Annotated in this window: 10 protein-coding genes and 1 tRNA gene; 8 read left to right on the top strand and 3 right to left on the bottom strand. The window is 66.3% G+C overall.

Features of this window, described 5'->3' with window-relative positions:
• Nucleotides 1-61: 61 nt before the first annotated feature.
• A complete protein-coding gene (locus ACYVKQ_RS17865; RefSeq protein ID WP_460676713.1) occupies nt 62-2,233 on the bottom strand; it encodes a hypothetical protein in 2,172 nt (723 codons plus the stop codon).
• 318 nt (nt 2,234-2,551) lie between these two features.
• Here ACYVKQ_RS17865 and ACYVKQ_RS17860 point away from each other — a divergent pair, with 318 nt between their 5' ends.
• From ACYVKQ_RS17860 to ACYVKQ_RS17830, 7 genes are all read left to right on the top strand, one after another.
• Nucleotides 2,552-3,919, top strand: a complete 1,368-nt coding sequence (locus tag ACYVKQ_RS17860; protein ID WP_460676712.1) for a sigma-54-dependent transcriptional regulator — start codon at nt 2,552-2,554, stop codon at nt 3,917-3,919.
• 36 nt (nt 3,920-3,955) lie between these two features.
• Nucleotides 3,956-7,549: a PAS domain S-box protein gene (locus ACYVKQ_RS17855; protein ID WP_460676711.1), complete on the top strand. Its 3,594-nt coding sequence runs from the start codon at nt 3,956-3,958 to the stop codon at nt 7,547-7,549.
• Nucleotides 7,550-7,689: 140 nt separating this feature from the next.
• A complete protein-coding gene (locus ACYVKQ_RS17850) occupies nt 7,690-8,115 on the top strand; it encodes a hypothetical protein (protein ID WP_460676710.1) in 426 nt (141 codons plus the stop codon).
• A 13-nt stretch (nt 8,116-8,128) separates the two neighbouring features.
• A complete protein-coding gene (locus tag ACYVKQ_RS17845; RefSeq protein WP_460676709.1) occupies nt 8,129-9,226 on the top strand; it encodes a DUF3616 domain-containing protein in 1,098 nt (365 codons plus the stop codon).
• Nucleotides 9,227-9,325: 99 nt separating this feature from the next.
• Complete coding sequence (locus ACYVKQ_RS17840) at nt 9,326-9,862, top strand: hypothetical protein (protein WP_460676708.1); 537 nt, start codon at nt 9,326-9,328, stop codon at nt 9,860-9,862.
• 57 nt (nt 9,863-9,919) lie between these two features.
• Complete coding sequence (locus ACYVKQ_RS17835) at nt 9,920-10,450, top strand: acyl-CoA thioesterase (RefSeq protein ID WP_460676707.1); 531 nt, start codon at nt 9,920-9,922, stop codon at nt 10,448-10,450.
• A gap of 115 nt (nt 10,451-10,565) precedes the next feature.
• Nucleotides 10,566-11,120, top strand: coding sequence for a type 1 glutamine amidotransferase domain-containing protein (locus ACYVKQ_RS17830; RefSeq protein ID WP_460676706.1), 555 nt, complete (start codon nt 10,566-10,568; stop codon nt 11,118-11,120).
• Nucleotides 11,121-11,322: 202 nt separating this feature from the next.
• On the opposite strand, the gene ACYVKQ_RS17825 is transcribed toward ACYVKQ_RS17830, so the two are convergent.
• On the bottom strand, nt 11,323-11,832 hold the full coding sequence (locus ACYVKQ_RS17825; protein ID WP_460676705.1) for a DUF6992 family protein: 510 nt from the start codon (nt 11,830-11,832) through the stop codon (nt 11,323-11,325).
• 85 nt (nt 11,833-11,917) lie between these two features.
• Entirely contained in the window at nt 11,918-12,601 is a 684-nt protein-coding gene (locus tag ACYVKQ_RS17820; RefSeq protein WP_460676704.1) for a porin family protein, read from the bottom strand.
• A gap of 196 nt (nt 12,602-12,797) precedes the next feature.
• On the opposite strand from ACYVKQ_RS17820, the gene ACYVKQ_RS17815 reads away from it, so the two are divergent.
• Nucleotides 12,798-12,872, top strand: a tRNA-Val gene (locus ACYVKQ_RS17815).
• Nucleotides 12,873-12,904 lie beyond the last annotated feature (32 nt).

The raw sequence follows: 12,904 nt of genomic DNA, 5'->3' as shown, positions 1-12,904 counted from the left end.
CCCGGCCTCCGCGTGAGAAGCCGGGCCGTGGCCTGGTTATGTGAGCTGGATTATCGGAGAGTTAACGCGTAACGCTCAGCCGCTCGTTGGCCAAGCGCTGGCCCTGCGCGTCGATAAGCACGACCTGGTAGAGCCCGGCGGGCAGCCCGTGCAGCGTCAGGTTGCCCGGCTTGGCGGTGAGGGCCTGCCGGCGCACCAGTTCGCCGCGGGTGGTGTAAATCAGCAGCGTGCTCCCTTCTTGGGGCAGGCCCGTGGTCAGCTGCACCGTAGCTGCCTCGGTAGCCGGGTTGGGGTGTATTGTCAGGGCCGCCACACCTGCTTTGGGCTGCCAGCGCACCACCTGCGCGTCGGAATAGGTGGTGGTACCATCAAGGTCGACCTGGCGCAGGCGGTAATAGAGCGTACCGGCGGGCAGGGCGCCGGCTTCGGCGTCGCGCACGGCGTAGCGGCGCAGACCGGTGCTGTTGCCGGCGGCCGATACGCGCAGGACTTCGCGGAATGGGGCATCGGCGGCGGCGCGCTCCACTGCGAAGTAGGCGCTGTTTTTCTCGAGCGCAGTTTCCCAGGTCAGGGCCACGGCCGAGCCGCTGGCTTTGGCCACGAAGGCGGTCAGCTCCACCGGCAGGGGCGTCGGGGCCACAATGTTGGTCGGGAAGCCCTGCACCGGGTCGTCGGCAAAGGCGTAATAGATCTGCGCGTTGCTGCCCAGCCCAATGCCGTTGTCTACCTCCACCTCAATCCACTCAAAGTCCTGGGTGGTCATGAAGCCGATTTCCTGCACGCTGCTGCCCAGCAGGCCGGTGCTGATGAGGCTGCTGCCGCTGGCGCTTTCCAGCACCGTCGTGCCGTCGGCGGCGTACGTGCGGATGGTGACGTTCGAGAGCAGGCTGGCACTCAGCAGGCCGTTGTTGAAGCTCATGGCCACCCCGGCGCGGTTGCCCGCGTTGGCGTCGCCGTTCAGGCGCAGCCGCAGCCGGCGCGAGCCGCCCAGCAGCGAGAAGTTCATCTGGGCGTAGTCCGTCAGCACGTTGTCGGCAGCTTGCGCCGGGTTGCTCACGCACGCGCTACTGGTGCAGGTGCCCCCCACCGCGTAGGTGCCGCTGGTCTGGGCCGGAGCAAAGTCGGAGAGCACCGGCGTCTGGTCTTCGAAGGCGCGCGGCTCGATGCCAAACCCGTAATACACGTTCAAATCGTCCAACAAACCCAGCAGGCCGGTTTTTTCCAGCTCGATGCGGTCAAAGGGCGCGGAGGTTTTGAAGCTGACTTGATAGCGGCCGTCGGCCAGCAGGGTGAGCTGCAGCAGATTGGCGGCGGACCCTACCTCCTGCAGCACACCGTCCTTATAGGTTTTGATCTTCAGGCTGTTGAGCACGCTCGCGTCCAGCAGCCCCCCGTTGCCAATCACGAAACCGGCCTGGTAGCCAGCCGGCGCTTCGCCCTCCAGCCGCACCTGCAGCGTGGAGGTACAGCCAATGCCCGTTACGTGGGTGGTGGCGTAGTCGGTGAGGCTGGCCGTTACGGCGTTGAGCGGGTTGATAACGCCCGACCCCACGCAGCCCAGGCCGCCCGAAGTGGAGGCTACATAATCAGAGGCCGAGGCCGCGCTGAGGCGCGAGAGGTAGCCCGTGGCGGTGGTTACCACGTTGGCCGGCACGGCGTAAGCGTAGTAGATATCCAGCGTATTGAGCACGTTCAGTACGATGGTGGCCTGCACTTCCACTTCATCGGCCGGCTTGGTGGCGATGAAGTCCAGCTGAGTCCGGCCGTCGGCCAGGGTGGTGGCCGTCACACCGGCCGCGTCGCCTGTTTTGGTTTCCTGCAGCACGCCGCCCTCGTAGGTGCGCAGCACGATGGCGCTCAGCGCGGCCGCGTTCAGCGCCGTGCTCCCCCGGCTGACCACGACGCCTACGCGGTACGTCGGTGCAGCCTTGCCCGTGAGGCGCAAACGCAGCGCGGCCCGGTTGCCAGCGCCCACCGAATTTTGCACGGTGGCGAAGTTGGTCAGCACGTCGTCGGCGGCGCGCTGCGGGTTGGCCACGCCGCAGCCCACGCACAGCAGGCCATTAGCCGAAGTGCTGTACTGCTCGGGGCTAGCCGGTGTCGCAAATCTGGAATAATACGGAGCCGGGGCCACTTGCCCGGTGGCAGGCAAGCTGAGGCCCGCCAAGCTGGTTACGGCGCCCCAAAGCAGGCTCCGCAGGGTTGTAGCAGACAGTGAGACAAGATGTTTCATAAGTAGCGCAGGTGTGTGCCGACCGGAACTAGTCGGCGTGCAGCGTACTTTGCAATTCTGTTGCCGCGCCGTGCCAAAAGCTACTTAACCCCTACAAATCAACATCTTATCATAATATAAATAAAACAATATTATCCCCCTACGAGATTCCCTTTCCCAAAATGAGAATAGTTGCCATACCCGTCAGAATGCCCTATACTAGCGGCCATTGCGCCCTCACTCCTATTGCAACCTTCGGAAACAAACTCACGGGAATAGCTCATTCCCATGCCCGCGGTTTGGCCTAAGGTCTGGCCGCAGGCACTTTTGCCGCCCCTAATGCCTCTGCCTACCCTCACCATTTTCATCGTCGAAGACAACGCCTGGTACAGCGAACTACTGGCGTACAAACTCTCGCAAAACGCGGATTACACCGTGCGGCAGTTTGCGTCGGGGCAAGATTGTCTGCAGCACCTCAGCGAGGAGACGCCCGACCTGATTACCCTGGATTACTCTCTGCCCGACGGTTCAGGGGACCAGATCATGGCTCGCCTGCGCGAGCGGCTGCCGGAGGTGCCCATCATCATCATTTCGGCGCAGGAAAACGTGAACACTGCCGTAAGCATGCTCAAGAAGGGCGCCTACGACTACTTCGTGAAGGATGATGAAACGGCGGATCGGCTCTGGTTTAGCGCCCAGAAAGTGCGCGAGCAACTGGCCTTGCGCCGCGAAAACGCTCACTTGCGCCAGCAGGTGGAAAAGAAGTTTGACCCCTCACGCGCCATTGTGGGCAACAGCCCCAAGATCAAGGAGCTGCTGACCCTGATAGAGAGGGCAGCCCGCACGAACATCACCGTGTCGTTGAGCGGCGAAACGGGCACCGGCAAGGAACTCGCGGCCAAAGCCATTCACTACCAGTCGGGGCGGCGCAACCAGCCGTTCGTGGCCGTCAACGTGGCCGCCATTCCGCGCGAGCTACTCGAGAGCGAACTGTTCGGTCACGAAAAAGGGGCCTTCACGGGCGCCGTCAGCCGCCGCCTCGGTTACTTCGAGCAGGCCCACGGGGGCACGCTGTTTCTGGACGAAATTGCCGAGCTGGACCTCAACCTGCAGGCCAAGCTGCTGCGCGTGCTGCAGGAGCGGGAACTGACGCGCGTAGGCGGCACCAAAACCATCGAGTTCGACGCGCGCCTGATCGTAGCCACCCACCGCGACCTGGCCCAGGAAGCGCAGGACGGCCGCTTCCGCCAGGACCTGTACTACCGCCTGCTGGGCCTGCCCATCGTGCTGCCGCCCCTGCGCGAGCGGGGCGCCGACACGTTGCTGCTGGCGGAAACGTTTTTGCGCGATTTTTGCCAGCAGAACTCCTTGCCCCCGCTGCATTTCACGGAGGCGGCCCAGCAGAAGCTGCTGCAGTACCCTTTCCCCGGCAACGTACGCGAGCTGAAGGCCGTGGTGGAACTGGCCGCCGTGCTGGCCGAAGGCGACTCGATTCCCCCCAAAAACCTCTCGCTGCGCAACACCCTGCACCCCGCCACGCCCGAGGCCGCCGCCGGCCAGGAGCCGCTGCGCGAGCAGGTAGCCGGCATCGTGCAGCGCTACCTGGATGCCCACAACGGCAATATTTTGCATGTGGCGCACCTGCTCAAAATCGGGAAGTCCACCATTTACCGTATGATCCAAAGCAACGAGGTACGCGTGCGCTGAGGTAGCGCCTTGGTTAGCCTGGTGTTTATGTGTCTTATGGGTTCCGAAGCAGCACGCCACAGCCGTCACCAGATAGCCCGCGCCCGGCGGGCGGCCCACGACCGGCAGGCCCGGCAGCAAGCCGAACAGCAACTAGCCGCCGCCCAGTGCGAGCTGCAGGCTTTGCGGCGGCAAACGGAGCAGCAACACGCGGCCACGGCGGCCCAACTGAGCTTGCTGCTGCAGACGCTGCCCACGGCCGTGCTGGCCGAAACGCCGCAGCGCGAGGTGGCCCTCGCCAACCAACTTTTTTGCGACCTGCTGGGGCTGTCGGTTGCCCCGGCGGCCCTGCTGGGCCAGCCCACCACAGCCGTGCTGGCCGGGGCCCACAACCCACCCACCGACGACCCGGCCCTTCGCGCGTGGCTGGCGCAGCCCGAAGATGTTTCCCGGCGCCCCGCCCCCCGGGTTTTCGAGCTGCGCGACGGCCGGGTGGTGCAGGGCCATTACCTGCCGCTGCAGCAGGGCCCCGACGTGGCCCTGCACCTCTGGAATTTCGAAGACGTAACGGAGCAGCACCACGCGCAGCGCCGCATTCAGCAGCTCTCGGAGCTCTCGGAGCACAGCCCCAATCCCATCCTGACCGTCGACCTGCAGGGCCAACTGCAGTACGCCAACGCCGCGGCCGCGCCGGTGTGGGCCGCGCTGACGGCTCCGGTCAACCAAGAAGCCGTGGCGTTTCTGCGCCGCACCATCGGCGAGGCCATCGGCCAGCAGCGCGCGCGCACCACGGAATACCTCCTGGACGGCCACTTCTACATCTGGACGGTGGTGCCGTTGCCTGCGCAGGCCCTGGCCAACGTGTACCTGACCGACATCAGCGTGCGCCGACGGGCCGAAGCCGAACTGCGCCGCAGCCAGCGGCTGCTGGCCCGCATCAACGACACGCTGCCCACCCTCGTTTTTCTCTACGACATGCGGCAGCGCCGCATGCTGTACTGCAACGATCAGGTGGAGGCCGTGCTGGGCTACGCGCCCGCCGAGCTGCAGCGCCTCGAGGCCGGCCGGATACGCACGCTCATTCACCCGGCAGATATAGCTACCGTAACGACTGCGTTTCGCCCGTACGCCAGCCTCGCCGATGGCAGCTTGCTGGAAGCCGAAGCCCGCATGCGGCACCAGGATGGCTCGTGGCGCTGGATGCAGATCAAGCTCACGGCGTTTGACCGCGACGACACGGGGCGTGTGCGGCAGGTGGTGGGCTCGGCCGAAGACATTACGGAGCGCCGCCTGGCCTCCGAAGCGCTGGCCCACAGCCGGCACTTTTTGGCCCGGGTGGCCGACACGGTGCCCAACATGATTTACCTCTACGACCTGCAACTAGGGCGTAACCTCTACTGCAACCGGCAAATTGTCGCCCTGCTGGGCTACGAGGAAAGCGACCTGCAGGCCATGGGCACCACCATGTTTGAGCAGCTGATTCTCCCGGACGACCTGCCGACGGTGGCCGCCCACCACCAGCGGCTGCGCGCGGCCGCCGACGGCGTGCTGCTGGTCACCGAGTACCGGGTGCGCCACCGCAGCGGAGCCGTGTATTGGCTGCGGCTGCGCGAAAGCGTATTTGCCCGCGACGCGCAGGGCCAGCCCCGCGAAGTCATCGGCTCGGCCGAGGACGTGACCCAGCAGCGCCACGACGAGGCCGAGCGGCAGCGCGAGCGGGCCCGCACCGTCGAGCAAAGCCGCCTCGTGCGCCAGGTCATCGACTCGTTGCCGCACCTGGTGTACCTCAAGGACGCGGCCGGCCGCTACGTACTGGCCAACGAAGCTACCGCCAGCCTGTACGGCCGGCGCGCAGAGGACATCATCGGGCGCACCATGGAGGAACTGGAGCAAAACCCGACCAATGTGGCGCGCTACCGCGCGCAAGACCAGGCGGTCATCCGCGACGGCGCCCAGCTGGCCCAGGAAGAAACCTTCGTGCGGGCCACCGGCGAAGTGCTCTGCTTTCACAGCATCAAGCGCCCCTTCGTGCAGGGCGACGGCTCCGTGCTCGTGCTCGGCGTCGACAGCAACATCACGGAACTCAAACGCGTGCAGCAGGCCCTGCGCACGGCCAAGGAAGCGGCCGAGGAAAACGCGCGCGTCAAGCAGGAATTCCTCGCCAACATGAGCCACGAGGTGCGCACGCCGCTGAACGGCATCCTGGGCATGGCCGGCCTGCTCACCAAAAGCCCGCTCACGGACACGCAGGCGCATTACCTGGCGCTGATCCAGCAGTCGGCCGACCACCTGCTGGTGGTCATCAACGATGTGCTGGCGGCGGCCCAGCTGGGCTCGGGCAAGCTGCGCTTGGAGTATATTCCCTTCGATCTGTACGCCCTGCTGGGCGACACGCTCAGCAGCCTGCAGCTGCGCGCGGCCGAAAAGCACATCCGCCTGCACCTGGAGCTGCCGCCGGTCGAGGCGCCGCCCGTGGTGCTGGGCGACCCGTACCGCCTGCGCCAGATCGTGCTGAACCTGCTCGGCAACGCCATCAAGTTCACGTCGCAGGGCGAGGTCACGCTGCGCGGCCACTGGATAAACGAGGGACACGCGGCCGTCACCTTTCACCTGGCCGTGCAGGATACCGGCATCGGCATCGCACCGCACCAGCTGGCCAGCATCTTCGAGCCGTTCACGCAGGCTTCGGCCAGCACCGCGCGCGAGTTCGGCGGCTCGGGCCTGGGCCTGAGCATCAGCCGCGGGCTGGTGGAGCTGCTGGGCGGCCACATCTGGGCCGAAAGCGCCCCCGGACGCGGCAGTGTTTTTCACGTGGAGCTGCCCCTGCCGCCCGCCCAACGCCCCACCGAGCTGCCGCTGCCCTCCGCCGGCGCTGCCACCGCAGTCCTGGCCCCGTGCCGGGTGCTGCTGGCCGAGGACAACGCCGTCAACCAGCTGCTGGCTGCGACGCTGCTGCGCAGCTGGGGGGCTGAAGTGGACACGGCCGTCAACGGCCTGCAGGCGCTGGAGTGCTTCGATGAGCGCCGTTACGACGTGGTGCTGATGGACATTCAGATGCCGGGCATGGACGGCGTGACGGCCGCCCAGCAGATGCTCAGCCACCCCGACCCCGGCCGCGCCCGCACCCCCGTGGTGGCCCTCACCGCGCACGCCCTGCCGGGCGAAGCGGCCCGCTGCCGCCAAGCCGGTTTTGCGAGCTACATCTCCAAGCCGTTTCGCGAGGAGCAGCTGCTCCTGACGCTGCAGCAGGTGCTAAGCCGGCCCGCTCCGCCGGCCGATTCGCCCGCTCCCGCCGCACCGGCTGCGCTGGACCTGAGCCCGCTGCGCCGCTTGGCTGCCGACGACCCGGGTTTTCTGCGGCGGCTGGCTGAATTGTTTGTGCGCACCACCCCCCCGGTGTTGGCGCGGATGCAGACCCACTTGGCGCGGCAGGATTGGCCCGCCCTGAGCAACGACGCCCACTTCCTGAAAAGCTCGGTGGGCGGCCTGGGGCTGCAAACGCTGCTGCCGCTGCTGCGGGAGCTGGAAGCGGCCGGCCAGCCCGAGGCCCCGCCCGCCGATGCCCCGCAGCTGGCAGCGCGGGTGGAAGAAGTGGCGACGGTGCTGACGCAGGCCGTAGATCAGCTCCGGCGCGAATACCTGGAGGATTGATGCCGGGGCTCTAGGCGTTGCCGGCCCGGGCGGCTGCCGGCCCGCCGGGGTTGGCCGTGACTTCCCTGGCCCGGCCGGTCGCAATGCCACCCGCCGCGCGTTTTCGCGTATGCAGGCCCAAACCTCTTCCTTCCCGCTTTATGTTCTCCCCCCGATTATGGCTGCTGGCCCTGCTGCTGGTAGTCACGCTGGCCTCGAGCTGCGCGCGCCGCCGCCGCGCCAAGGCCGATTCGGCCGGCAGCGTGCCCACCGAAACCCGTAGCCCGGAAGAAATCCGGCGCGAAAACGTGCGCGACCTGGCGTCGGTGATGGCCGAAGAGCTGAAGCTGCGCGACGAGCAGACCACGCGCATCCGCCAGGTGCTGGCCAATACCGTGGAGCAGGTCAACGCGGCTCAGGCCAAGTTCGGCACCGACAAGGCGGCGCTGGGCGGGGCCCTGCGCCGCATCAACGCGGCCTCGGAAGGCCAGCTCAAGCAAATCATGACGCCGGCACAATTCCAGCTTTACCAGCAGCGCAAGCCGCAGATTCAGCAGAAGCTGCGCGAGCAGCGTGCCGCCAACTAACCCCCGCGCCTCGATGAAAAGGCCTACCCCCTGCCGGCTGCAGTTCGACCCGGCCCGCAGCCTGAACGCGGCCGGCAAGCACGTGCGCGACGGCCTGTCGGCCGTGCTGCGCACCGGCGACAACCTCTGGCTGGCCTGCGACGAGCACACCACCGTGGAGCGCCTGCGCCTGCTGCCCGACGGCTCCTTCGGGCAACACACGTCGTTTTCGCTGGCGCAGATGCTCGACCTGCCCGGCGGCGAAGCGGAGGAAATCGACATCGAGGGCCTGGCCGAGTCCGACGGCTACCTCTGGGTTATCGGCTCGCACAGCCGCAAGCGCAAGGAGCCCAAACCCGACCACCCCGACCAGGTCAAGCAGATCGGCAAGCTGGCCCAGGTGCAGTCGGAGGCCAACCGCTACCTGCTGGCCCGCATCCCGTTGGTGCTGGACGCGGCCACCGGCGACTATTCCCTGCTCTCCAGCGCGCCCGACCCGGCCCACCCGGGCCGCACGTTGCGCACCGGCTGCCTGCGCAGCAGCGGACATACCAACGAGCTGCTGCGCCTGCTCAAGCAGGACGAGCACCTAGCCCCCTTCCTGAGCATCCCCGGCAAGGACAACGGCTTCGACATCGAGGGGTTGGCTGCCGCCTCGGGCGGACGCCTGTTTGTGGGCCTGCGCGGACCGGTGCTGCGCGGCTGGGCGGTGGTGCTGGAGCTGCAGTTGCGCGCCGACAAGCACCACCGCCTGCGCCTCGATTACCTGCCCGGCACCACCAATTACTACCACAAGCATTTCCTGGACCTGAACGGCATGGGCCTGCGCGAGCTACGCCTGGTGGGCCCCGACCTGTACCTGCTGGCCGGCCCCACCATGGACCTGGACGGCTCCATTGCCGTGTACCGCTGGGCCAACGCCCTGCGGGCCCACGCCGACCACGTGCTGCACCACCCCGAGCGCGTGGATCGGCTGTTCGACGTGCCGCACCGCCCCGGCCAGGACAAGGCCGAGGGCATGGCCACCTTCGACCGGCGCCACCTGCTCATCGTGTTCGACTCGCCTTCCGACGCCCGCAAGTCCGGCGCCGATGCGGTAACTGCCGATTTGTACGCCCTGCCGCGCCGCTAGGCAACCCTCGCCGCCCGGCTTGCATCTGACGCCGTGCTGCCCCCGCCTACCCGGGGAGCAGCACGGCGTTTGTCTTTTCTCCTTACCCGCTTTCCAGCCATGAAAACACTTCTCCCCCTGCTGCTCGGCGGCGCATTGCTACGGGCCGCCCCGGGCCACGCCCAGGCACCGGCCGCCGAAGTGCAGGCCCTCACCCTGCGGCTCAACCAGCTCATGCGCGCCCCCGACGCGGAAGATCGAACCGAGGTCAAAGTGTCTTTGGCCGACTGCGGCGTGCGGCAGATCGTGCGCAAGTATCGTGCCGCCGACGGGCACAGCAGTACCAACGTGAGCGTGAGCAACCGCAAAAACGGCAGCAGCTGGGGCTTCACCTCCAACGACAAGATCGAGCTGGAGCTGAACCTGGGCCTGAACTGGCACGAAATCGGGGCGGTGAGCTACCAGCCCAGGCAGGACGAGCACCACGGCCGCTACTACGAGCTGAAGCTGCTGCGGCGCCCCGCCCCCAACGGCCAGAAGCGCGCCGGCCTCGACGCGCTGACGTTGCCCTTGTACACCACTGACGAAAAAACCGTGACGGAACTGGTACGCCGCTTGGGCACGGTGCGGCGCCAGTGCACCGCGCAAAAGGGGTAGCGCCGGCGCCGGCCGCACGGCGCGCCGTACTTTGCGGCCGCATTCCCCCTTATTCGTATGACCACACCGCTGCCGCGCACCCCCGAGTCCCGCCACCGCATCTTCTTTCAGGACTGCGACCAGCTGGGCCACCTCAACAACGCCCGTTACCTGGACTACTTCCTTAACGCCCGCGAGGGGCACACCATCCAGCACTACGCCCTGAACCTGGGCCAGCTGGCCCGTGAGCAGCGTGCGGCCTGGGTGATTACCAAGCACCACATCAGCTACCTGAAGCCCGCCAACCACGGCGAGGAAGTGCTCATCCGCACCCAGCTCATTCACTTCGACAACTCCCGCTTGGTGGTGGAAATGCAGATGCTGGACGCGCAGGGCCTGCGCCTGAAGTCGCTGCTGTGGTCGGAAATGGCCTACCTGAGCCTGACCACCGGCAAGCGCGCCGAGCACACCGACGCGCTGATGGACATGCTGGAACTGGTGGACGTGGACGACGTGGACTACCACCCCGACGGCTTCGATGAGCGCATCGGGGAGCTGCGCACGCATTTCAAGCAGCTGCGCCGCGCCGCGGGCCACGGCGAGGAGTAAGCCCGCCCGGGCCACAACCCCGGCGCGGCGTTTGCCGTTAAGCCAGAACCGGAACTGCTCCCAGCGAGTGGTTCCGGTTTTCGTTTCTGCCGCCCACACCAAAACCCTACTTGACATGAGCATCTTTGGTAACGACCCGCTGAAAGGCAAGCACGTGGCCTTTCTGGCCACCGACGGATTTGAACAATCGGAACTGGAAAAGCCCCTGAAAGCCCTCCGCGACGCCGGCGCCCAGGTGGACGTGGTGTCGCTGAAAAGCGGCTCCATTCGCGGCTGGGACCAGAAGGACTGGGGCGACAAGGTAAAGGTCGACAAGACCCTTGCCGACGTCAAGTCCGCCGACTACGACGCGCTGGTGCTGCCCGGCGGCCAGATGAACCCGGACATCCTGCGCATGGAGCCGCAGGCGGTGCAGTTCGCGGCCGACTTCGTGCGGGCCGGCAAGGTGGTCGGCGCCATCTGCCACGGCCCGTGGCTGCTGGTGGAAGCCGATGCCGTGCGCGGCAAGAAAGTCACCAGCTGGTCCAGCCTCAAGACCGACATCCGCAACGCCGGCGGCCACTGGGAAGACGCCGAGGTTGTCGTCGACGGCAACCTGATTACCAGCCGCAACCCCGACGACATTCCGGCGTTTAACGAGAAACTGATCGAGAAGATCGGCGGCCGGTAACGGCCCCGAGCGCCTCACTCTACCGAAAGCCCGACCGCCACACCGCGGCCGGGCTTTTGCGTTGGGCGGCAGCGTGGCGCACCAACCGGTCATCCGGGTTCCGGGCAACAACGTCAGGCCCGGAGCAGGCCAGCCCTCCCCAGGCCGGATGGCCGGCGCCGCAGCCCAGCGTAGCTCCGGGCACCTAGTGCGCAGGAGCCGCCTACGGCACCAGGGCCAGCAGCTCGCCCGCGAACCGGTGGTAAAGCAGGTACAGGCCCGCGTCGAACGCCAGCAGGAAAGCGCCCTGCAGCGTGACGGACTGCCCAAAGCCCAGCAGCCGCTCGGGCCGCTCCTCCGCCGTGGCCGCCCGCGCCCGCAGCCAAGCGCCCACCACCAGGTAGGCCACGTCGAGGCCCGCGTTGACGAGCAGCAGCTTTTCGAAATCGAATTGCGCCTGCAGGCTGGCCGCCAGCGAGAAGCCCGCTGCGCTCAGCGGCCGGGCCTGAATGATGCCCCAGACCGCCAGCCCGGCGTTGATGGCGCCCCAGCCGATGTTCATCTGGTGGAAGTAATGCCGGGGCCGCAGCGGCGAGGTCCGCATCACCAGCCAGCCGCTGAGCAATAAGTTCAGCAGGGCCCATGTGCCGAGCAGCCCCATGCCTTGCTGGGCCAGCAGCTCGCGGTGGTGGTTGATGGCATCGAGCACGGGGGCAAGGGCAGAAGCGGGCATGGCAGCGCGGAACAATGGGGCACAAAAAAAGGAAGCCGGCGGTTAAGCCGGCTTCCTGCGTCGTTTTTACTAGGCTAGGCCAGGGCTACTGCGCGAAGCCGAAGCCCACGTACACCTGGATCAGGCTGTTCTTGATGTCGTTCAGGTTTTCGTTGGGCGTCTGCACGCCGCTTTCCAGCTTCGGGTCGTTGTAGATGTTGGCGAGGCTCAGCACGTAGCGGCCGCCCACGCGGGCCGGTCCCACGCGGGCCTCGATGCCGCCCACGGCCCCGTAGTCCAGCGAGTTGTAGTTACGGCTGGAGATGTTCACGGCGCGCTTGTCTTCCTTCGCGTTGACCAGCAGCGACACCTGCGGGCCGACGTGCACACTCACGTTGTCCACGAAGTTGTAGACGAACATCACCGGTACCTGCACGTAGTCGAGTTGCGTTTCGTAGGTGCTGGTGTTGGGGCGGAAGGAAGAAGCCGCCTTGAAGCCCTGGCGGCTGTAGAGGGCCTCTACCTGCAGCGAGGTTTGGGGCGAGAAGCCAAACTGGGCGTAGGCGCCGGCGTGGAAGTTCTGGCGGTTGGCCTCGTTGGCGTAGTTTTTCTTGTCGTCGCCGCGGAAGTTGGAGGAGTTCCAGCCGCCCTTGATGCCGAAGCCGTTGTTGCGGGAGTCCGGGGTGGTCTGGTAATCCGAAGATTTGCGAATACCTTCGACGCCGCGCTGGGCGAATGCGCTGCCACCGCACAGGGCGAACAGCGAAAGAATGAGTGCAATTTTTTTCATGACGAAAAGGCTTGGAAGTTAGGCTACGCCGCGTTTTTCACCGGACAGGTTACAGCGGCATTAGCAGGGTTCTATACTTCGCGCGGTGAGCCGAGGTTACGCCTCCCGGCCGCTTCTCTAAAAATTTTCTTGACGCAGCGCTTGCAACGCATTATATTACCAGGTTAAGTTTGCAGCTTCCGGCAACAGCCTATCCGGAGCGTTAGCTCAGTTGGTTCAGAGCGCCACCCTGACACGGTGGAGGTCACTGGTTCGAGTCCAGTACGCTTCACAAACCCCTTCGCCCACCAGCGAAGGGGTTTT

Source organism: Hymenobacter coalescens, from assembly GCF_054783195.1.
The sequence above is the reverse complement of the archived record's forward strand: the minus strand, read 5'-3'. Positions and strand labels throughout refer to the sequence as shown.